This window comes from Candidatus Neomarinimicrobiota bacterium (assembly GCA_012964825.1).
Taxonomy (GTDB): domain Bacteria; phylum Fidelibacterota; class Marinisomatia; order Marinisomatales; family S15-B10; genus UBA2125.
This window is the reverse complement of the sequence record DTTI01000055.1, coordinates 1-20,489: the sequence shown is the minus strand read 5'-3', so window position 1 is coordinate 20,489 and position 20,489 is coordinate 1. Positions and strand designations below refer to the sequence as shown.

Genomic DNA, 20,489 nt, shown 5'->3' with positions numbered 1-20,489 from the left:
ACCTCTTATCCAGCTAAGCCCAAATCTTCAGCTTTTTCCTTTAATGCATCGATAATGAACTGGATATGCTCCTCCAGTGGTACACCCAATTCTTCAGGCCCCTCGTACACCTCTGCACGGTTGACGGAAGCGGCAAAACTTTTCTGTTTTAGCTTTTTCTTTACTGATTTCACTTTTACATCGTGGACCGATTTTGAAGGACGCACATAAGTGACGGCAAAGATGAATCCGCTGATCTCATCAGCAGCGTAGAGTGCTTTTGCCATGAGGCTTTCTCTAGGGACTTTAGTATAGTTGGCATGCCCCATGATGGCATTCGTCAGTTCTTCAGGGTAACCTTTCTCCTTTAGGATCTTATTGCCTACATAGGGGTGCTCCTCCATGGTAGGATATTTTTCATAATCGAAGTCGTGCAACAATCCTGTCATCCCCCAAAGTTCCTTGTCCTCGCCGTATTTTTTAGCCATTTTTCGCATCACCTGTTCAACGGCCAGCCCATGTCGTTTCAGAGAATCTGATTCGGTATATTCGCAAAGCAAGTGCCAGGCATCTTCCCGTGTTGGCATTGACATATCTCCTCTGTTCAGTTTTTCAGGATAGAAAGTTTACGGAGGGCGTTGCGCCAGGCGGAAATCTTTTTGTCCCTCAATTCGGGGGCCATTCCTGGCCGGAACTGTTCAAGTCTTTCCGGTCCGGAATCCAGCGGTGTACCAAAAGCGCTGTTTGCCACAAGACGGGCCACACCGAGAGCGGTCATGTCTTTAGCTGCTGTGGTTGAAACGTTGGTTCCAGTTATATCAGCGATAAATTGCAGCAACGGTGCCCGAGAGGAGCCGCCTGAAGCGACCATATCCACCAATTCGATCTTTGCCTCTTTTTCGATGACGTTACAGATATCATAAACAAGGAAACCGATGGATTCCATGGCCGCCCGGACAACTTTGTTTGGTTCGGATTTCTGATCTAGCCCGAAAAACTGTGTCTCAAATTCACCGGTCCAGTACGGTGCTGAGATGCCGTTTAGACCTGGTACCATAATACCATCCTGTTCACCACTGCATCGGCTCTCCCAGTTCATATCATCATGGGTAATTCCAAGATACCCTTCCAACCATTTGAAAAGAGAAGCCACACTGTTGATGGTTCCTTCCAGCAGAAAATGGATCGAATCCTTAGAAGAAAAGAGGACGTTACTAAGGAGAGAGGGAACCACCACAGGTTCTTTGCCGCAGTTTACAAGCACCGATCCGGATGTCCCAAAATTCATGGCCACATCGCCTTTTTCCCTACGACCTTGACCAATAAGAGAAGCCTGTTGATCTCCCATAACACACAGGAGAGGCACCTCACTTTTACCAATTGAAACGGTGCCGAAATTATGACAGGTAGGAACGATGGAGGGGAGGCAATTTTCTTTTATTTCAAAAAGTTTCAGTAGATGGTCATCCCAATCCAGTGCGGATATATTCATCATTAGAGATCTGCCCGCGATGGATTGATCCATTGTATTACTCCCTGTCAGGCGGTGAGTAACGAAACTGCTCAACGAACCAAAAAAAAACTCACCATTTTCAATGCCCCTTTTTATGGCATTGTCTTCTCTCAAAGAGTGTAAATACTTCGGTCCTCCAAAATGACCAGTGAGTGGGATGCCAGTTCGCCGTTGAATGTCAGCTGATTCGCTGGACAGGTTTTTCACCAGCCCCGTGGCCCTGGAATCTTGCCAGCTCATAGCCGGTGCCTGAGGTTTTCCGTCATCTTTTCCCCAGAACAGAAAAGTTGATCGCTGGAAAGCCATCCCAACAGCAGCAACTGTCAAAGATCGGGTATTGGCCTCAACTGCCATCTGTTCCATGACTGTGTGGCACGCGTTGAATATTTCATCGGCGTCGCACTCAACCCACCCTCGGCGGGGTCTATTGACGGTGTGCCGAATTTTGTCTGTGTGAAGCTCTTTCAGCGATTCATTAAAAAGGAACCCCTTGGTGGAGGACGTTCCCTGGTCCACCACTATAATAGAAGGGCGGCTCATGAGGTCAAATTTTGGATAATGTTATTGTGTAGAGGGAAAAAATTGAAAAACAAGACAGGAGATCAGTCCGCCTCAACAAGGGTACAGAAATCACCTACGGAAATCTCCCCTGGTTCCAAGACTCGAGCGTACCATCCTCTTCTGCCCATTATCGTTTTCACAAAATCAGGTCCGCGTTCTTTTCCAACGTAAGGGAGACTATGTAACTTGTAACAAGGTTCACATTCGTAAGATATTTGAATCAATGCTTCTCCGATCTGGAACTTCATTTCAGGTTGGAAGGTATCCAGGGGTATTCCTTCGGTAACAATGTTTTCACCGACATCGCCTACTTCAACCGGCCAGCCTTCGTCATTGAGTTCATTGATTGTTTCTTTAGACATGAGGAGGAGAGCCATGTCGGGGTCGCCATTTTTCTCATTTGTTCGAAAGTCGTTGTAATCACCTTCGATGCCTCCCTTTGCAATCTGTGCTTGTTCCACTTTCGGCTTCATGATACCGAATTCACCCGGTGTCTTTGTCTTACAGTGAATATGAACGATTTTTCCTGTCATGTGATTGCTCGGGTAATAGAATAGAAAGATTTCTTAAGCATTAATAATTACGAGATTGTAATCCCGTAAGTTTCCTCAAACTCTTCCGTAGGGATCATCCTGATGGCATCCCAGGTGAGTTTGGTACAAACCCGAGCGCAAATCTGGCATCCGATGCATTCATCGAATCGTATCTGCACTGGCGGGATGGGTATGCTATATTTTTCGTAGGAAACAGTCTCTATGCAGTCAACAGGGCAAAAAGGGACACAGACTTGGCAACCTGTACAGCTGTCCTCATCCACAACAGCCATGAGTTTTGGCTTCTTTTTCTTGCGCCCCGGATCCTTCGCAAGTTCTGGTACAGGTTTGTAGTGATCGTATGCTTTTGCCATTCTAAAAGAAAAATGCTTTCGAAGTTTGTGTTATAAATTATGTTAGTCCTTCTGCACATTCAAAGAGAAACTAGGGCTTTAATAAACTGTTACAATAAAACAGGAAACATTGGTTCAAAAAAGTTTTCACATGTCATTTGACTCAAGCTAAATTTTTACAAGAATTATTATGGATTTAGGTAGTTAGAATTTTAGGAGGCAAAGATGACCTACATTATTGCTGAGCCATGTGTCGGTGTCTGTGATGCAGCTTGTATTGAGGTATGCCCAGTGGATTGTATTCATGGACCTGAAGACCCCAAAGGTATTGGTGCTGAAGCGAAAGCTGATGGTTTCGACCCTGATGGAAAGCAACTTTATATTGACCCCGAGGAGTGTATCGATTGTGGCGCATGCGAACCTGAATGTCCCGTTGAGGCAATTTTTGAAGAAAGTGAAGTTCCTGAAGAATGGTCGAAATACACTGCTCTGAACTATCAATTCTTTGGGCAAGAACCCTAAACGGGAGCCAGTTCGGTCTTTCATCGGTTGCTCATTTTTGGGCAACCGTTTTTTTGTCTTGTAAACGTGCTAGTGGAATATAACTAATGACCAAAGATGAAGTAATAGAACGGCTTAAAAAAATAAAATACCCCGGATTCAGCCGGGACATTGTCTCTTTTGGAATCGTGAAAAATGTTGAGGTGGAAAGCGACTCCGTTAAAGTTGATGTTGAAATGTCCTCCGCCAGCGAAGAAACTCAGACAGAGATTTATGGCAGGATTAAGACGGCACTCGAAGAAAACTTTTCAGATGTCGATATCAAAGTGGCTCAGACAGCTTCTGGACCAACAGCTGAACAGCAAACTAAATTAATACCTGATGTTAAGCACATTATTGCCGTGGCAAGCGGCAAAGGGGGAGTCGGCAAATCAACTGTTGCGGTAAACATCGCCGCAGAACTCATGAATCGCGGCTATTCTGTCGGTTTGCTCGATCTTGACATTTATGGCCCCAGCTTACCTATTCTTCTCGGGATCAATGACACGCCTTCCATGACACCTGAAAAGAAACTGATCCCGCTGGTAAAGTTTGGGATGAAGGTTATGTCCTTTGGTTTCCTAAGCGGCAACGACACACCTGTCATATGGCGCGGTCCCATGGTGTCAAGAATGACGGAACAGTTTTTTGGTGATGTCCTGTGGGAGAGCCTCGATTATCTGATTCTCGATCTCCCGCCGGGAACAGGTGACATCCAACTGACCCTTGTACAAAAACTCAAAATTACCGGTGCTGTAATTGTCACCACCCCGCAAGACATGGCTCTTTCTGACGTCCGAAAAGGGGCCGATATGTTTGGGAAAGTTCATACGCCTGTTCTGGGTGTGGTAGAAAATATGGCCGGCTATATCGTATCCGGATTTTTACGGGACAAAGACGGTAATCCCATGACCGAAGGTTCGGTTTCTTTTGCCGAAATGGACGGCTTCCGAGATGTGGATGTTGGGAAAGATGGCAAGTTTGAATTTGAGATCGATCTGTTCAAGCGCGGTGGCGGTAAGTCTGAAAGTGAAAGGTTAAATGTTCCTCTCTTGGGCGAGATTCCTATTTCTCAGGAGCTTATGGAAGCGTGTGATGAAGGAACGCCCATCGTTATTAAGGACAGACAATCACGTATCAGTCACGCTTTTTCGTTTATTGTGGACAAGATTGAGGACGCCGTAGCCTGAGCGTTTCTCAAGCCTCGTTCCTCTCACTTTAATGTTAACACTTCATCTTACGTTTACTCTGTGTCTATTGGGAGCTCTGTTTCCGCTCTTTCTGTGGATCGTGGATAGAGAGCAACGAGAAGTCAACATTCATAGATTTGTTCTAGGTCTGGCACTTTCAGCAGCGGCCGGGGGTATTCTGCTCACACTCTCGTTAGAGTTGGAGCGGACTCTCATGGCGGTTGGGTTTGCCTGGCTAATCTCTCTTTTTGCCGTCACGCTCTTTTTCTGGAGGCGGCGCAGGGCTGAAAGCTGGGTGGTGACTATTCCGTCACTGCTTGGTTCTGTGTTTATAGCTCGGATTACAGGGCATTTAATCACCGGAGATCTGATCTCCATTCTGGTATTGATCTTGGATGGTTTGATCCTTTCCGGTTCATTGTTTGCCATGATCCTTGGACACTGGTATCTGAATGTGGTAAATCTTCCAATCTCTCTGCTTCGGTCTGCCACAAGGTCTATTTTGGTTTTCTTGTCCTTGAGAGCGGTGTGGAATGTCTTCGCCCTCTTTTCACAGTCCGTGAGTATCAGTAGATTTGAAATGCCACTCACGGAGTTTCTCTGGACGTTAGAGGGGATTTTCCTCTGGTGTGCAATTTTCTTCGGTACTCTCCTGCCGCTGGCCCTTTCATTCCTTACCCTCCGGACGGTTGCCATCCATTCCACTCAGTCTGCTACAGGATTGCTTTACGTTCTGGTTGTATCTGTAATTATGGGTGATCTTTTCTACAGATTCTATTCAATTCAGTATGCACTATTTCTCTAATGGTGTCAGTTTCCAAAGAGTGCGGAAAATGCGGGAAATACTATAGTGGAAATGCCAATGGGAAAGAGATCATTTGCCCGGGTTGCGGAAATGAGACTATTCAAGTTTCAGCTGAAAAATGGCCTTTCGATGTTTGCCCTCACTGTGATTGCAACCAATTTTACCGCCGGAAAGATTTCAATCAGCTTCTGGGATGCCTGATTATCATTGTGGGCGCACTCTTTGTGCCGTTCACATATGGACTCAGCCTCGTTGTTGTTCTGCTAGCGGACTTGATTCTCTACCGTCGGGTTGCAGAATTGATGGTCTGCTACAAGTGCGGCACCGAGTTCCGCGGTTTTGGCACAATACCGGAAGGAGTGGAACTGTTCGATCATCACTTCGGCGAACTTTATGAAAATTGAGGTCAGCTTGAAAATCGGATTTTCGCGGAGTAACTTTCCAAGCTAATGACAGAAATGAATACAGAGGAAGAACTGAAAAGCCAGGTAGAATCAGCAGACAACCTTCCTCGCCACATTGCAATAATAATGGACGGCAACGGCCGTTGGGCCCGGAACCGTAAATTCCCGAGGATCGCCGGGCACAAGGAGGGGATCAATTCTGTAAGGGAGATTACCCGAGCATGCGGTGAGATGGGAATCGGTTATCTCACGCTCTATACCTTTTCTCAGGAAAACTGGCTCCGCCCCAGGATGGAAGTTTCCGCTCTCATGAACCTTTTAGTTGAGACGATCCGACGTGAGATTGATGAATTAATGGATAACAATGTTCGCCTCCATGTCATTGGCAGACTGGAGGAACTTCCGGAAAAGCCGCGAGTTGAGATGGAAGAAGGAATCAGACGGACCGCCGAAAACAGTGGTTTAAACTTGGTGCTAGCACTGAACTACGGCGGCAGGACTGAAATCCTTGATGCTGTTAACAGATTTTTCCAGGAACATCAAAACGGATTGGATTCTTTTGAATTGACGGAACAGGTTTTCGAAAAATACCTTTACACCGAGGGGATCCCAGACCCTGATATGGTAATCAGGACCAGTGGTGAATTGAGGATTAGTAATTTTCTTTTGTGGCAAATGGCCTATTCTGAGATAATTATCACGCCCACGCTTTGGCCTGCTTTCCGCAGGAAAGAGTTGTATGAAGCGATCTTAGATTTCCAATCCAGAGAACGCCGTTTCGGGAAAGTATCTGAACAACTGTCCGGAGCAAAAGAATGAAATTCAGACTTATCACTCTGGTGGTCATTCTTTCACTGGCTTCTATTCTCTCAAGTCAGGGTCTGACGCCCATGAAGATTGCCGGTGTGGAAGTTGAGGGTAACAACATCACAACAGCCACCGTGGTCAAATACACTTCGGGAATTGTGGAAGGGAAAGAGTTCGTCCCGGGCGATTTCGGAAAATCTGTTAAAAAACTGTGGGCCACCGGTTTCTTTTCAGATATCCAGATACGTCTGGATAAAGAGGCACAGGAAGGACTGTATATTACAATCATTGTTGAAGAGGCACCAATTTTAGGTGAGGTTAGTTTCAAAGGGGATAAGAAAAAGCGGAGAGAAATCGAAGAAGAACTTGATCTGAAAAAGGGCCAGAGAATTCGACCGCATTTGCTCAAGGAATCTGAGGAGTTGATTAGGAAACTACTGGCTGAGGACGGATACCTTCATCCTGAAATTGATGCATCCCTTTCCGAAGGCGCCATAGATAACGTGAGGGATCTCACTTTCAATATTAAGATAAAAAATAAGGTGAAGATCGGGGACATACGGTTTCACAACAATGAGGCATTTAAAGACAGGAAACTTCGCAAGGAGTTGAAAGATACCAAGATTCAGAAGTGGTATATGTTTTGGCGGTCGAACTTTGACAAGGACAAGTTTAGGGAAGACAAGGGCCTCCTGGCCAAATTTTATCAGACAAACGGATATAAGGATTTTCGGATTCTGGCTGATTCAATATCCTACTCAGAAAATGGGAAGAAAATGAACATCGATTTCTGGATTCACGAGGGGAATAAATACTATTTCAGAAATTTCACATGGGAAGGTAATGACCTTTATGAAACTGAAGCGTTGGATTATGCTCTGGATATAAAGAAAGGAGACATGTACAATGTGGAGGAATTTGAAAAGGGTGTGAACGAGAGGGTTCACTCTCTCTATATGGACCGAGGATACATTTATAGCGCTATTAACCCTATCTTTACACCTGTGGAAGAGGATTCCCTTGATGTCCATTTTTCAATCACGGAAAACCACCAGGTTTCTGTGAGAAGACTTCAAATTACCGGAAACGACCGGACAAGAGAAAACGTGATCCGGCGGGAAATGAAGGTGATTCCGGGTGAAGTCTTCAACAGAGAATTATTAATGCGAAGCGCCAGAGAAGTCTTTATCCTCAATTATTTTGCCGATGTTAGACCTGATGTGGTACCGGTGGATGAAGATGAAATCGACATTCTAGTTAGTGTGGAAGAAAAGTCTTCTGATCAGGCCAACGCAAATATTGGTTATTCGGCGGAGTTCGGCCTTATGGGTGGTACCGGCATCCAGATCAATAATTTCCGTGGCAAAGGGCAGCAACTCGCCGTGAATTTGAGTCAGGGTGTCCAGGGAAGCATGCAACGATCTCTTGGATATGGTTTAGGTGGCTATCAAGCTTCCCAATACAAAAGCCTCTCTTTCAGTTTCACCGATCCAATGGTGAATGACCGTCCAATCTTGCTTGGCTTTTCTGTTTTCTATTATCTTAGAGGACAGAACCGGTACTATTTCAGTATACCGTTTGATCGTGAGATGCTGGGTGCCAGTTTCAGGACAGGTACAAGACTAAAGTGGCCGGACAATTACTTCCGCGCGTTTTGGACAATCAGTGCTTCTCAGAAGACCTATAAAGGTAATGAGGAAGACTTAATCGAGTACGGTCTGCTTGGAGTCAGCAACAGTGTTGGATTGAGTATCTCCCAGACTTTAACGAGGGACAGCCGAAACCATCCTGAGTTTCCTTCAAGAGGTTCAAGCTTTGCATGGACGTCTACACTGTCGGGAGGACCGTTGAGTTCAAAACTGCTTCCTATCCACGAAAATTTTCACAAGCACACTTTGAAGTTTGACTGGTTTACCAACCCGTTCTGGAAGGCGGCCATCGTCAGCTCTTGGCAGATTGGTGCCATTAAGGCACTCAACTCGCGGCACACAGAGACAACAATTATTCCCATCGATGAGAAGTTTATTATGGGCGGCAGCGGTATTCCTTACGGTACTTTACTCCGTGGATATCAGGACAATACGGTAGGGCCTTACAAGCGATATCCTATTGGCGGCCGTGTTATGATGAAATATCTTACCGAACTGAGATTTCCTTTTTCGGACAATCCTACAGTCTATGGTCTCATATTTGCTGAGATGGGTAACAACTGGCTCAATTTTGGCGAGACCGATCCGTTTGATCTGAAACGTTCCGCCGGTTTCGGCATTCGGATGTTCATGCCAATGCTTGGTATGCTCGGTTTCGATATGGGGTACGGTTTCGATGACATCCCCATGACTGAAAAGAGTCCAGAAGGGTGGCGTTTTCACGTCCTCTTTGGGATGCCATTTTAGAACTAAGATTGCTTAAATTCGCCAAATTGCCTACAGGCGGTTTGGTTTATTAAAGAATCTTTACAGAATATGGAGGTCAATGTGAAATCCTTAAAAAGATTATTTGCCGGTGGAATTCTGTTCCTTTTTCCTGCTGTCATGTTTGCACAGCTGCAGGTGGGCTTTGTCCAGTCTGAGCGTATTCGTGGTGAGTATGACGAGTTCAAAGAGGCTGAAAGTCAGCTACAGCTGGAATACAGGAAAGTGCAGTTTGAGTTTCAGACCATGACAGCAAGGCTTGACAGTCTGAAGACATCTTATGAGACGCAAAGGCTCATGAGTTCACCTGACCGGCGGAGAGAGAAGGAGAATGAAATTTTGTTGCTGGAGCAACAGGTCAAAGATTTCCAGACACAAAAAGTTGGTCCGGAGGGTGAGCTCTACAGGCGGCAACTACAGCTGGAGACTGAGATCATTCAGAAGGTTCAGAGAGCAGTTAACAAGGTGGCAATTGACAAAGGATTTGACTACATCCTTGATTCGGTCAGCCTTCTTTATGGAAAGCCGACACACAATCTCACTGATGACGTTCTCTACGAACTCCGCAAGATTAGTGATGAAGAATCAAATAACAATCCTTGACCAAGCTCAAAGAATTATCTTTGCTGGTCGATGGGGAGCTGGTGGGGGACCCTGACCTTGAAATTACCGGTGTTTCCGAAGTAAAGAATGGGGTTTCTGGTACTATCACTTTTCTTAACCTTTCAAAATACAGGCAATATCTGAAGACAACTGAAGCATCAGCCGTCCTCACGGGAAAAGATGATAAATTGGACAATATGAACGGGATACTTTCTGACAATCCTACCGTTGCTTTTTCTAAGATTTTGGATCATTTTGCTCCCAAAGGGGACAATACTTCCGGTATTCACGAGACGGCAATGATTGACGATTTGGCTATCATAGGAAAGAATGTGGGTATCGGGCCGTTTACTGTCATTGAACAGAATGTTCAGATAGGCGATGATGTTCTGATAGGTTCCCAGTGCACGGTTGGGACCGGTTCGTCCATAGCCGGAGGCAGTGAGCTGAAATCTTTGGTCGCTATCTATGAGAGGTGTAAGATTGGGGCAGACGTCCTGATTCATAGTGGAACGGTTATCGGATGTGACGGTTATGGATTTGCCACAGAAGGTGGTGTTCATTTGAAGATTCCACAAATCGGAGGCGTTGAAATCGGGGATAATGTAGAAATTGGTGGAAACTGTACCATCGATAGGGGCACCATAGGCAATACTATAATCGGTGAAGGCTCTAAGCTAGACAACCTTGTGCATATTGCTCACAATGTAAAAATTGGTAAAGGGTGTCTGCTCACAGCACAGACTGCTGTAGCGGGTAGTTCGATAATAGGTGACTATGTAGCTTTTGGGGGTAAAGCTAGCGTCGCCGGCCATTTGGAGGTTGGTAGTCATGCCCAGCTTGCGGCCAAAAGTGGGGTTACCAAATCACTTCCTGGTAATGAAACTTATGCCGGTATGCCAGCCCGAAAAATATCTGAAAAAAATAGGCAGGATGCACTGTTAAGCAGATTACCGGAAATGGCAGAACAGGTAAAGGATTTGGGAAAACGATTAGCCCAGCTTGAGAAAAATGGTTAAACAAAGGACCATAAAAAAATCTGTCTCCTGTTCCGGTATCGGTCTTCACACCGGGGTTGACAGTACCATCACTTTTAAACCCAGTCCCGAAAATACAGGCATCCGTTTCGTAAGAACGGATGTGGAGGGGTGTCCTGAAATAAAGGCCGTCATCGATAATGTAGTTGATATTTCTCGCGGTACCACACTGGCTCAGAACGGCACTCGTATCCATACTGTAGAGCACGTATTGGCGACACTGGTGGGACTTGAGATCGACAATGTGCTTATAGAACTGACCAACAAGGAGCCGCCGGTCATGGATGGCAGTTCAAAGGATTTTGTTGAGGTTCTCCAAAAAGCAGGGATCATTGAACAGAAGCACGATAGAGAATATCTTGAGATCGATAAGGCGATTTCCTACAATGACCCAGTGAAGAAGACAGACATTTCTGTCCTTCCTTCAGATCGTTATCGTTTAACATGTATCATCGATTATAAATACCCTTGGATTGGGACTCAGTATCTCACCATACATTCCATTGCTGACTTCCCCAAGGAGATTGCGCCGGCGAGAACATTCAGCTTCTTAAGTGAGGTTGAGGACTTGAGAGAAGCCGGACTGGTTCAGGGTGGCCGGCTGGACAACGCTATTGTCATTCTTGACAAAGAGATAGACAATACTGAAATTGATCGATTACGGACACTTTTTAACATAGAAGAAGACATTCAAATCGGTACCAACGGTATTCTTCACGGTGTTAAGCTGAGATTCGAGAATGAACCTGTTCGTCACAAGGCGTTGGATGTGATTGGTGATCTTGCTCTCCTCGGAATGCCCATAAAAGGTCATGTCATTGCGGCACGGCCGGGGCACGCTGCGAATGTGGAGATGGTCAAAACTATCAAAAAGGCATATGAAAAGACAATACTTCAGAAGAAATATAACGCTCAGATATCAGCGGATTATCTTTTTGATATCAATGCTATTAAGAAGATACTTCCGCACCGCTATCCTTTTCTGCTAATCGACAGGATTCTTGAAATGAAGCCGGGGGAATCACTGACCGCCATAAAAAATGTTTCTGTAAGCGAGCCGTTTTTTCAGGGACATTTCCCAAATCAGCCGGTCATGCCGGGAGTTCTGATCATTGAAGCAATGGCACAAGCGGGCAGTTTCCTTTTGCTGCACACAACAGATGAGCCGGAGAAAAAGCTGATGTATTTCAGCGGCATTGATAAATCTCGTTTTCGCCGTCAGGTTTATCCTGGGGATCAGATCTTCTTCAAAGTTGATCTTCTGAAGCTGAAAATGGGAACCTGCAAACTCCAGGGCACCGCCTATGTTGATGATCAGGTAGTTGCGGAAGCTACCTTCATAACAACTATAGGCGACCGTAAGGAGTAACCGTCCCTTCAAAGATTCATTCCACCGCGGTCGTCGATTCCACCGCGACCATTGGCAATGGTGTGGAAATAGGCGCCTATACTGTCATCGAAGCTGATGTTAAAGTAGGTGAAAACTGTTGGATCGGAAACCATGTGAATCTCCGATCAGGTGCTCGTGTTGGCAAAAGATGCAAAATCTATCATTCAGCTGTGATTGGAGAGATACCGCAGGATTTGAAATTTGAGGGTGAGGAGAGCACCGCCATTTTGGGTGATGATGTTATCATCCGGGAGTTCGTTACAGTAAACCGGGGCACAAAAGCGTTAGGCAAAACTACAGTGGGTAACAAAAGCTATCTCATGGCTTACGTTCATGTAGCACACGATTGCACCATTGGCAAAAATGTCATCATGGCCAACGCTATCCATATGGGTGGCCACGTGGAGATCGGTGACTGGGCCATTCTGGGGGGAGGGGTACTGGTTCATCAGTTTACGAAGATTGGTGTCCATGTAATGATTGGAGGCGGTTACCGTGCCGTGCAGGATGTGCCGCCATACATCATGGCTGCAGGCGAACCGCTAAAATTTTCGGGAATTAACGCCATCGGTCTGCGACGCAGGGGCTTTTCAGGTGACACAAGGATGAAAATCAAAGAGGCTTACAGGCTTCTTTTTCGCTCGGGAATAAATAGTGATGAGGCTCTTAAGACCATGGCTGATTCCTTCCCCTCAAGCCCCGAAATCCAGGAAATCATCTCTTTTGTGCAAAAAAGCGAGCGCGGCCTTATCTAAGTCCGTAATCGCATTTCTGATGCTAGTTCTTTCCCAAGGGGTTCGAGCTCAAAAACTGGACTACACACTTGGGGAGTGGTTAGGAGATCAATTCTCCGTAAATGCAGAGCCATTCTTCCATCAGATTCTCCTTCAAAGCGGCCACCAGCTTCTCACCGGTAACGGAAAGCACGGGCGGATTGCAATGAATTTCTCGGGTAGTGTGTCAGTCGATTTTGATGATAATACCCTAATGAACAAAACTGGTTTCCTTCCTTTTTACTCCGGTCTCTACCGTGTTTCTTCCAACCTTTGGCTAGGGGGACTGGTTTCAGGCTTTATGGCGGGGGAAGACGTAATTATTCTGTCGGGCTATGCTGCCGAATTGATACCAGGCAGTGATTCTGAAGACAGCAAACCATGGTCCATTGAAGTAAGCCGCCGCAATCTGGAGGGCGCTGACGATTTCTCCTTCAAAACAGTTAGTGTGGCACTGTCCCGGAGGATAAATTTTGGAAAGGCTCTATTGCACTATGGTATAGGCTCAGCTTTTTACAATGCGAATATACATGTAGCTCCCCTTGGTGACGGGAACAAATTCAAGAAAAGAATGGAAGGTCAGGCTAATACTTTTTCGGGAGGAGTTGAATACCCTTTTGGTGGACTCATTAGCGGCCTGAAAGTGAGTTTGAGCGGGCAGAGTGCAAGTGTTGTGTTAAGCTTAGGGACAGTAATAAACTGATGGAACGTTCAGTGGGAATATTGGGTTCTACAGGCTCAATTGGTGTGAATGCACTTAAGGTAGTGGAGCATCACACCGGGTACTTCTCTGTGAAGTACCTCTCTGCACACAGCAATGCCGAAAAGCTGATGGAGCAGGCACTGAATTTTCAGCCTGAGGTTGTGACCATTGCAGATGAAAATAGTGCGAAAACAGTCATTGAAGGCTTAGCTCAGACATCCATTAAAGTCTTGACCGGTCGTGAAGGACTTCTCGAACTCGCTTCTAGAAACAATGTAGACATCTGCCTTAATGCGCTGGTGGGTAGTACCGGTATGGAGCCCACGGTGAGAGCCCTAGAAGTAGGTGTAGATGTGGCACTCAGCAACAAGGAGAGCCTTGTCATGGCTGGTGGTTTGATCCGGAGAATTATGGATAAAACGGGAGCGAACCTTTTTCCGGTGGACAGCGAACACAGCGCAATTTGGCAGTGCCTATTGGGCGAGGAAATTTCTGATGTCAAACGTCTGATTCTTACCGGCTCCGGTGGGCCGTTCAGGACAAAGCCTCTGAACCAATTCTATGACATTACTGTTGATGAGGCCCTCAATCACCCTAACTGGGAGATGGGTAAGAAGATTACTATCGACTCCGCAACCATGATGAACAAAGGTCTGGAGGTGATTGAAGCTCACTGGCTTTTCGGTTTAGAACAAGAACAGATCGATATCGTCATTCATCCTCAGTCAATTGTTCACAGCATGGTTGAATTTGTTGATGGATCTGTGAAGGCACAATTGGGCCAACCTGACATGAAGATTCCTATCCAGTTTGCGTTGACCTATCCTGATCGCCTTAAAGCTGGGTGGGTGGATTTCGATCCGTCTAACATGTCAGACCTCACCTTTGAAAAGCCTGATCAGGCAAAGTTTCCCTCCATCCGTCTCGCTTATGAAGCACTTTCGCAGAGCGGCACAGCTACTGCAGCGCTGAATGTGGCAAACGACAACAGTGTCAAACTTTTTCTGGATGGCAAGATCGGATTCACCCAGATTGCCAGAATCAACGAATCAGTACTTAATGAGCATGATTGGATTGAAAATCCTGATCTGAATGATCTTGTGGAACTTGAACGGTGGGGTAAGAGTTTTGTAGAATCAGAGTCAAAGGAAGCTGTAACTGTATGACAACAATTTTTGCAATGATTTTTGTTTTAGGAATATTGATCTTTGTCCATGAACTAGGGCACTTCCTGGCGGCACGCTCCATCGGCGTAAGAGTTGAACGTTTTTCGCTTGGTTATCCACCCAGGTTCATCTCATTTACACCTACATCTGAAGGTCTCCTATTCAAACTATTTTTCTACAAATGGACTGACGCCAGGAAACTTGAGTGGAAACCTGTCATTGAGAAGGTCCTTTCAATTCCGCGTAACAAAGTGTCCGACACAGAGTACTGTTTGGCAATGGTGCCGCTGGGCGGTTACGTAAAAGTTGCAGGCTATGTAGATGAAAGTCTTGATGTTGATCTCACCGGTGCCCCTGATGAATTGAACTCCAAGAACCGTCTGCAGCAGATATGGTTCATGTCAGCCGGCATTATTATGAATATCATCTTGCCCATTGTGTTTTTTACTGGAATAACACTGCATACGGGCATGGCGGAGATAACAGACGAACCCATTATTATGGCTATTTCTCCCGGTTTTCCTGCTGAAAAAGCGGGACTTTTGCCCGGAGATCGCATTCTCACGGTTGAAGGTAAACCGATCATCAAGTGGACTGACCTAACTGAGATTGTTCATACAAGTCCTGATCAAGAGATAACAGTCACCTGGGAGCGTAATTTGCAGACTCAGACAGTCGTATTGAAAACCCGTACAGGGCCCATTCCGGATGGGGACGGAATGAAGGAGGTGGGCCTTATGGGCGTGGCCGGAGGTTACGAGATCCGAAAGGCCGGTCTTGGAGAATCATTTGTCAATGGTATAGAGCAAACAGGTTATTGGTTTGGTATGATCGTCAGATCCCTTACAATGATCATTACCGGTGAGGCATCCATGAAGGAGATTGGCGGTCCAATTCTTATTGCTCAGCTGGCGGGACAGTCAGCTCGCGCAGGTATGATTGCACTGCTGTCGTTTACAGCCATTATCAGTATTAACCTGGCGTTTATCAATATATTGCCAATTCCCGGTCTTGATGGGGGACACATTCTGCTCGTCACTTTGGAAGCAATCACTCGACGAGAGTTCCCACTGAAGGTGAGGATGATAATTCAGCAGGCGGGGATGGCATTTCTTCTTCTGCTAATTATTTTTGTGATCTATAATGATATTACCCGGATTTTCACCAATTAAGGTGAATAACGGGTAAGCTTCATCACCAGAGAACCAAACTTCGCTTTTGAGACAATCTTCACTGGCAAGCGCCGACTGTCGTTGCTGAGCCATACTTTCATGTCGCCTTTGTTCTTGAACAGCGTGCGTCCTTTTTTGAAAGGTTCTACCACAAGGCAGTCAAACTTGCCCACCGGGACGTCGATCTGTTCCTTCCGGTGGACAATTAGACTCAGATCAGTAAACTTGTGATTGTCAAAAATGGTAAAATCAAAAAGATCGCCCATTTTAAGTGGCACTGTTCGTAGGTAATAGAAGAATGAATAGGGGTCTCTTATCTCAGATGAAATAGGCAGAGATTTTTTGTTGGTGGTGACGATACCTGAATCATAATCAAAATCAGCTTGCAGGTCCTGAGAGTATCTTGGCTCTCTGATCACCTTTTTCAGCTTGCGGGTAAAAAGCCCGTCCGAATCGATCCACGTCTCTACCGTATCCCGGATAGGAAAGATTTGATCCCAAATCGAGTTTGTTTTCATCCTGAAAGTTATGTGATAAGAAAAGGCACCACCGAATTCCTCGATATCACCAAGTTCTAGGCTAGCAGTACCGGCGGAAAAAAAGTTCAGACTGACATCATAAAGGAGTATTTCTCCTTTCTTAAAGGGATGTTCTGTCTGTGCCGCAAGGAGCGTAATGAGAGTAGAAAGAATGAAGATCCATTTATTCATCTTACTGTTTTTAAGCTCTCTGTTGTAAGGTCATAAATAGTTGAACCGGAAGAAGAGGGGAGAGTTCCGGCGTCGATAATGAGATCGATCTCAGTGGAAAATTGTTTCCTTATTGTTTTGGGATCGTTCAAAGGCGGCTTGCCTGTTCTGTTTACACTCGTTGATGTGATGGGTTTTTTCAAGGCTTTTGCCAATTCAACTGGGACGGAGTGATCAGGAATCCTAACACCCACCGTGCTTCCGGGTGCCACAATGTTATTGGCGAGACGGTCGGAAGCTCCCGGCAAAATGAGTGTTACAGCGCCTGGCAGCTGAGAGTTGATGAATTCCTCATGCGTGGCAGGTAATTGGCAATATTCCTTTAGCATATCGAGATTGGTCACGGCGATGCTCCATGGGCCGTGACGTCCCTTTATTTTCGAGACCTTTTCAACTGCTTCTGAATTCAATGCATCAGCACCCAGGCCATAGAGCGTATCGGTGGGGTAGACGACCACACCTCCGGAGGCTAATATTTCTGTAGCCTCAGTTATTGCGTCTGGAGATAATATTGATAGGAGCTTCATGGTTTCTCGCTCGGCGGCGTCTTCCACCGTCGGTGAAACCAGAAATACTGCTCTGGCCTTTGCCGAATCTCTTTTTCCAAAAGTGCTGTAAAACGTTCCATAACCGATTCCGAACCATTGCTGTCCGGCAATTTATCAAACCGGATTGTATAACTTCCGTCTTGTTCTCTCTGGCAAAAGGCGGCAATAACGGGTGCTCCTGTTTTTTGGTGGAAAATGTCTGGTCCCCGGGGTGAAGAGGCTGGATGGCCGAAAAAATCAACAAACTCGCCGCGTTTTCCGGCATTCTGGTCACAGGCCAGGATCAGTATCTTACCGGCTCGCAAAGTGGAAATCATGTTAGAAGCCGATGACCCAGGATACACAGGAGATGTTCCGGCCTTTTCCCGGTACTCCACAAAAAAGCGGTTAGCTCCTCGGTTCTTCTGACGTTGTGCCACCGTCACCATCTGATAACCGTTCACGGCCAGCCACGGCGGAATAAGCTCCCAGTTCCCGAAATGGCCCGCCATTAGGATAACACCCTTACTTTCGCTATAAGCACTATCCAAATGCTCTCTTCCTTCTACTGCCACCTTACCATGTTGGACCAACCTGGTGCCGCATAGAGCATCGATGAACATATGCCCGTAGTGCCTGTGAAGCTCTCTGAGATTGTGGTCAATAAAGATATCAGATTTGTTGGGTAATGCCAATTTAAGATGGCGTCGGGCATGGACTTTACGGATAGCAATCCTGTTGAAAGCCAAAGAACCGATTGTTGCACCAACGCGGTTACGTCCTCTGTGAACGAGGCGATTAAGCCAGCTGTGGAAAAGCTTTAGTGAATGATATGTGAATTGGTCGGTGAGAGACATAGGACGAACGGCGTCAATTTATCTGGCGGCATCTCATCGAACCAAGTGCTTTCACGACGATCTGCATCCCTTCAAATAAATGCGAAAGCGTTGGATATTGGTGAAGGTGGAGGGTAATTTCACGAAGATGAATTCCCGCTTTTTTTCCTGTATCCTTGCACTAATCTGTACATCAGCAGTTTCAGCGCAGATTGTTTATCGCGTTCCCATTCAGAGTACTATTGACCTAGGCTTGCCGCCGTTCATCGAGCGGGCCATTGAGGAAGCGGAAAAGGAGGGGGCCGCCGCCATCATTTTTGATGTGGATACATTTGGCGGGCGGGTCGACGGTGCTACACAGATCAAGGATGCTATTCTCAGTTCAAAGATCACTACTGTCGCCTTCATCAATCGGCGGGCCATCTCGGCCGGAGCCCTCATTTCTCTTTCCTGCGAAAAGATCTTCATGGCTGATGGAGGCACCATCGGCGCCGCAACCGCTGTGGATATGTCTGGGCAGAAGGGAAGTGAAAAGGTTATATCATACATGAGGGAGGAGATGGCTTCCACCGCCGAAAGCCGGGGCCGCAGCACGGAGATTGCCCGGGGAATGGTGGATGAAGAACTCAGTTTCACTCATCTTGTTATAGATGGGGACTCCGTTGAAGTGACCGATATTGAAGGCAGAAAAGAAGGGAAACTGATTTCTCTGACGACCGTTCAGGCTCTGAAGTACGGTATTGCTGACGAAAGAACGGAAACTTTTGAAGATGTTCTGGAAAAGCTCGATTTGTCTGATGCCGAGGTGGTGGACCTCACCGTCAACTGGTCAGAAAAGCTGGTCCGGTTTCTTACCGATCCAACAGTCAGTTCTCTGCTTATGACGCTGGGCTTCCTAGGGGTTCTATTCGAGATCCAGTCGCCGGGTTGGGGAATCCCCGGTACGGTGGGGCTCGTATGCCTGAGCCTTTTCTTCGGCTCAACCTTCCTGACCGAACTGGCGAACATGACTGAATTGCTGATCATCGGTGTGGGAGTGGCTTTGATCTTGGTAGAAGTTCTGGTGATACCGGGGTTTGGATTGGTGGGTGTTTTGGGGGGAATAACCATTATGGGCGGTCTGTTTATGATGTTGTTGCCCGATCATCCTCTTAAGACCGACATATCATCAGCTTCTTGGGGATTCACCATATCGCTTTTTGGCGGTTTTATCGCTGTTTACTTATTGGCAAGAGCTCTGATCAGGACAGAGTTCTGGAAAAAGATTACTCTCCCGTTGACCGCAAAAAGTTCAGAAGGTTACAGCACCTCCATCGGTTTGGAGGGTTTAATTGGTCAGATGGGTAATGCCGCGTCTGATCTGCGACCCTCTGGCTGGGCAGTGGTAGGGGCAGAGAAGATCTTTGTTGTGACAGAGGGAGAATTTGTTGAAAATGGGGATGACGTGAAGATTTTGTCAGTGGACGGTAATCGCATCGTTGTCAGAAAAGTTAATAATAAGGACTAGGAGGTAACATGTTCGGACCATTCATTCTTCTGGGAGTAATTCTCTTTGCGCTTCTAATTATCTTTTATTTTGTACCTCTCGGGCTGTGGATACAGGCTATTGTATCTGTGGGTTTGGGAGAGATTACCATCGTTGATCTCATCAGGATGAGATTGCGAAAAATCCCGCCACGTTTAATTGTAGATTCTATAATAAATCTTAACAAAGCTGGTCTTGAATCCATTTCTACAGGGATGATGGAGACACATTTTCTTGCTGGCGGGAATGTGACCAACGTTACCATTTCTCTCATCGCCGCTGATAAAGCTCTCATCCCACTCGACTTTTCCACCTGTACCGCTATTGATCTCGCCGGGCGCGATGTGAAGGAGGCTGTAGAAACATCTGTTTATCCGAAAGTTATTGATGCACCTGTAGAGGGGACACTGGCAGCGGTGGCCAAGGATGGTATTGAGGTGAAGGCTAGGGCCCGTGTAACGGTCCGGACAAACATCCCCGGTCTGGTGGGTGGTGCTACTGACGAAACAATCATTGCTCGAGTAGGGGAAGGTATTGTGAGTGCCATCGGTTCATCGGAATCCTACAAGACTGTTCTGGAAAATCCCGATTCCATCTCCAAATTTGTTCTTGATAAGGGACTTGATGCCGGTACTGCTTTCGAGATTCTCAGCATTGATATTGCCGATGTGGATGTGGGCAAGAATGTGGGGGCTCATCTTCAGGCCGATCAAGCGGAGGCTGACTTGAGAGTTGCCCAAGCCCGTGCTGAAACGCGCCGTGCCATGGCTGTTGCAGAGGAACAAGAGATGACCGCCAGGGTGGCTGAAATGCGTGCCAAAGTGGTGGAGGCTGAAGCTCAAGTGCCGAAAGCCATGGCTCAAGCATTTCGGGAAGGAAATCTCGGTATCATGGATTACTACTCTATGA

At 46.4% G+C, this 20,489-nt stretch carries 22 protein-coding genes; 15 read left to right on the top strand and 7 right to left on the bottom strand.

Going from position 1 to position 20,489, the window contains the following annotated elements; genetic code table 11:
• Positions 1 to 5: 5 nt before the first annotated feature.
• The 4 genes from EYO21_05480 to EYO21_05465 form a co-directional block, all read right to left on the bottom strand.
• Positions 6 to 566, bottom strand: coding sequence for an HDIG domain-containing protein (locus tag EYO21_05480; GenBank protein ID HIB03258.1), 561 nt, complete (start codon positions 564 to 566; stop codon positions 6 to 8).
• A 17-nt stretch (positions 567 to 583) separates the two neighbouring features.
• On the bottom strand, positions 584 to 2,032 hold the full coding sequence (locus EYO21_05475; GenBank protein ID HIB03257.1) for a hypothetical protein: 1,449 nt from the start codon (positions 2,030 to 2,032) through the stop codon (positions 584 to 586).
• Positions 2,033 to 2,094: 62 nt separating this feature from the next.
• Positions 2,095 to 2,586, bottom strand: a complete 492-nt coding sequence (locus tag EYO21_05470) for an MOSC domain-containing protein (GenBank protein ID HIB03256.1) — start codon at positions 2,584 to 2,586, stop codon at positions 2,095 to 2,097.
• Positions 2,587 to 2,633: 47 nt separating this feature from the next.
• Complete coding sequence (locus EYO21_05465; GenBank protein ID HIB03255.1) at positions 2,634 to 2,960, bottom strand: 4Fe-4S dicluster domain-containing protein; 327 nt, start codon at positions 2,958 to 2,960, stop codon at positions 2,634 to 2,636.
• A 204-nt stretch (positions 2,961 to 3,164) separates the two neighbouring features.
• On the opposite strand from EYO21_05465, the gene EYO21_05460 reads away from it, so the two are divergent.
• From EYO21_05460 to rseP, 13 genes are all read left to right on the top strand, one after another.
• A complete protein-coding gene (locus EYO21_05460) occupies positions 3,165 to 3,461 on the top strand; it encodes a ferredoxin family protein (GenBank protein HIB03254.1) in 297 nt (98 codons plus the stop codon).
• A gap of 86 nt (positions 3,462 to 3,547) precedes the next feature.
• Positions 3,548 to 4,669 carry an MRP family ATP-binding protein gene (locus EYO21_05455; protein HIB03253.1) on the top strand — a complete coding sequence of 374 codons (1,122 nt, stop codon included), beginning with the start codon at positions 3,548 to 3,550 and terminating at the stop codon, positions 4,667 to 4,669.
• A 100-nt stretch (positions 4,670 to 4,769) separates the two neighbouring features.
• Positions 4,770 to 5,474, top strand: a complete 705-nt coding sequence (locus EYO21_05450; protein HIB03252.1) for a hypothetical protein — start codon at positions 4,770 to 4,772, stop codon at positions 5,472 to 5,474.
• Positions 5,475 to 5,698: 224 nt separating this feature from the next.
• The gene (locus EYO21_05445; GenBank protein HIB03251.1) at positions 5,699 to 5,878 is read left to right on the top strand and encodes a hypothetical protein; all 180 of its coding nucleotides are present in this window, start codon (positions 5,699 to 5,701) and stop codon (positions 5,876 to 5,878) included.
• Positions 5,879 to 5,932: 54 nt separating this feature from the next.
• The gene (locus tag EYO21_05440; GenBank protein ID HIB03250.1) at positions 5,933 to 6,697 is read left to right on the top strand and encodes an isoprenyl transferase; all 765 of its coding nucleotides are present in this window, start codon (positions 5,933 to 5,935) and stop codon (positions 6,695 to 6,697) included.
• Positions 6,694 to 9,081 carry an outer membrane protein assembly factor BamA gene (gene bamA / locus EYO21_05435; protein HIB03249.1) on the top strand — a complete coding sequence of 796 codons (2,388 nt, stop codon included), beginning with the start codon at positions 6,694 to 6,696 and terminating at the stop codon, positions 9,079 to 9,081. Before EYO21_05440 ends, bamA begins: the two co-directional genes overlap by 4 nt.
• Positions 9,082 to 9,150: 69 nt before the next feature.
• On the top strand, positions 9,151 to 9,702 hold the full coding sequence (locus EYO21_05430; protein HIB03248.1) for an OmpH family outer membrane protein: 552 nt from the start codon (positions 9,151 to 9,153) through the stop codon (positions 9,700 to 9,702).
• Entirely contained in the window at positions 9,699 to 10,721 is a 1,023-nt protein-coding gene (gene lpxD / locus EYO21_05425) for a UDP-3-O-(3-hydroxymyristoyl)glucosamine N-acyltransferase (GenBank protein HIB03247.1), read from the top strand. The genes EYO21_05430 and lpxD overlap by 4 nt, the downstream gene beginning before the upstream one ends.
• Positions 10,714 to 12,108 carry a bifunctional UDP-3-O-[3-hydroxymyristoyl] N-acetylglucosamine deacetylase/3-hydroxyacyl-ACP dehydratase gene (locus EYO21_05420; GenBank protein HIB03246.1) on the top strand — a complete coding sequence of 465 codons (1,395 nt, stop codon included), beginning with the start codon at positions 10,714 to 10,716 and terminating at the stop codon, positions 12,106 to 12,108. The genes lpxD and EYO21_05420 overlap by 8 nt, the downstream gene beginning before the upstream one ends.
• 14 nt (positions 12,109 to 12,122) lie before the next feature.
• On the top strand, positions 12,123 to 12,884 hold the full coding sequence (lpxA, locus tag EYO21_05415; GenBank protein ID HIB03245.1) for an acyl-ACP--UDP-N-acetylglucosamine O-acyltransferase: 762 nt from the start codon (positions 12,123 to 12,125) through the stop codon (positions 12,882 to 12,884).
• Between the two features lie 19 nt (positions 12,885 to 12,903).
• Entirely contained in the window at positions 12,904 to 13,605 is a 702-nt protein-coding gene (locus EYO21_05410) for a hypothetical protein (GenBank protein HIB03244.1), read from the top strand.
• Positions 13,605 to 14,771: a 1-deoxy-D-xylulose-5-phosphate reductoisomerase gene (locus EYO21_05405; GenBank protein ID HIB03243.1), complete on the top strand. Its 1,167-nt coding sequence runs from the start codon at positions 13,605 to 13,607 to the stop codon at positions 14,769 to 14,771. Before EYO21_05410 ends, EYO21_05405 begins: the two co-directional genes overlap by 1 nt.
• Positions 14,768 to 15,943, top strand: a complete 1,176-nt coding sequence (gene rseP, locus EYO21_05400) for an RIP metalloprotease RseP (GenBank protein HIB03242.1) — start codon at positions 14,768 to 14,770, stop codon at positions 15,941 to 15,943. The genes EYO21_05405 and rseP overlap by 4 nt, the downstream gene beginning before the upstream one ends.
• On the opposite strand, the gene EYO21_05395 is transcribed toward rseP, so the two are convergent.
• From EYO21_05395 to EYO21_05385, 3 genes are read right to left on the bottom strand one after another with little or no spacing between them, the layout of a single operon-like run.
• On the bottom strand, positions 15,940 to 16,653 hold the full coding sequence (locus EYO21_05395) for a DUF3108 domain-containing protein (protein ID HIB03241.1): 714 nt from the start codon (positions 16,651 to 16,653) through the stop codon (positions 15,940 to 15,942). The two genes, rseP and EYO21_05395, sit on opposite strands and share 4 nt — an antisense overlap.
• Positions 16,650 to 17,219 (bottom strand): threonylcarbamoyl-AMP synthase, encoded by a 570-nt coding sequence (locus EYO21_05390; GenBank protein HIB03240.1) that lies wholly within the window; start codon positions 17,217 to 17,219, stop codon positions 16,650 to 16,652. Before EYO21_05390 ends, EYO21_05395 begins: the two co-directional genes overlap by 4 nt.
• Positions 17,216 to 18,076 (bottom strand): hypothetical protein, encoded by an 861-nt coding sequence (locus EYO21_05385; protein ID HIB03239.1) that lies wholly within the window; start codon positions 18,074 to 18,076, stop codon positions 17,216 to 17,218. The genes EYO21_05390 and EYO21_05385 overlap by 4 nt, the downstream gene beginning before the upstream one ends.
• A gap of 79 nt (positions 18,077 to 18,155) precedes the next feature.
• On the opposite strand from EYO21_05385, the gene EYO21_05380 reads away from it, so the two are divergent.
• On the top strand, positions 18,156 to 19,562 hold the full coding sequence (locus EYO21_05380; protein ID HIB03238.1) for a nodulation protein NfeD: 1,407 nt from the start codon (positions 18,156 to 18,158) through the stop codon (positions 19,560 to 19,562).
• An 8-nt stretch (positions 19,563 to 19,570) separates the two neighbouring features.
• Positions 19,571 to 20,489 (top strand): UPF0365 family protein (locus tag EYO21_05375; GenBank protein HIB03237.1); only part of this gene is annotated, 919 nt, incomplete at its 3' end.

Bases quoted from the DNA above. Each gene is read 5' to 3' on its own strand.
- EYO21_05405 (HIB03243.1), top strand. From the start codon at position 13,605: ATGGAACGTTCAGTGGGAATATTGGGTTCTACAGGCTCAATTGGTGTG.
- EYO21_05395 (HIB03241.1), bottom strand. From the start codon at position 16,653: ATGAATAAATGGATCTTCATTCTTTCTACTCTCATTACGCTCCTTGCG.
- EYO21_05410 (HIB03244.1), top strand. From the start codon at position 12,904: ATGCTAGTTCTTTCCCAAGGGGTTCGAGCTCAAAAACTGGACTACACA.
- rseP (HIB03242.1), top strand. From the start codon at position 14,768: ATGACAACAATTTTTGCAATGATTTTTGTTTTAGGAATATTGATCTTT.
- EYO21_05380 (HIB03238.1), top strand. From the start codon at position 18,156: ATGCGAAAGCGTTGGATATTGGTGAAGGTGGAGGGTAATTTCACGAAG.
- EYO21_05475 (HIB03257.1), bottom strand. From the start codon at position 2,032: ATGAGCCGCCCTTCTATTATAGTGGTGGACCAGGGAACGTCCTCCACC.
- EYO21_05470 (HIB03256.1), bottom strand. From the start codon at position 2,586: ATGACAGGAAAAATCGTTCATATTCACTGTAAGACAAAGACACCGGGT.
- EYO21_05480 (HIB03258.1), bottom strand. From the start codon at position 566: ATGCCAACACGGGAAGATGCCTGGCACTTGCTTTGCGAATATACCGAA.
- EYO21_05420 (HIB03246.1), top strand. From the start codon at position 10,714: ATGGTTAAACAAAGGACCATAAAAAAATCTGTCTCCTGTTCCGGTATC.
- EYO21_05460 (HIB03254.1), top strand. From the start codon at position 3,165: ATGACCTACATTATTGCTGAGCCATGTGTCGGTGTCTGTGATGCAGCT.
- EYO21_05385 (HIB03239.1), bottom strand. From the start codon at position 18,076: ATGTCTCTCACCGACCAATTCACATATCATTCACTAAAGCTTTTCCAC.
- EYO21_05465 (HIB03255.1), bottom strand. From the start codon at position 2,960: ATGGCAAAAGCATACGATCACTACAAACCTGTACCAGAACTTGCGAAG.
- EYO21_05390 (HIB03240.1), bottom strand. From the start codon at position 17,219: ATGAAGCTCCTATCAATATTATCTCCAGACGCAATAACTGAGGCTACA.
- EYO21_05455 (HIB03253.1), top strand. From the start codon at position 3,548: ATGACCAAAGATGAAGTAATAGAACGGCTTAAAAAAATAAAATACCCC.
- EYO21_05430 (HIB03248.1), top strand. From the start codon at position 9,151: ATGGAGGTCAATGTGAAATCCTTAAAAAGATTATTTGCCGGTGGAATT.
- bamA (HIB03249.1), top strand. From the start codon at position 6,694: ATGAAATTCAGACTTATCACTCTGGTGGTCATTCTTTCACTGGCTTCT.
- EYO21_05440 (HIB03250.1), top strand. From the start codon at position 5,933: ATGAATACAGAGGAAGAACTGAAAAGCCAGGTAGAATCAGCAGACAAC.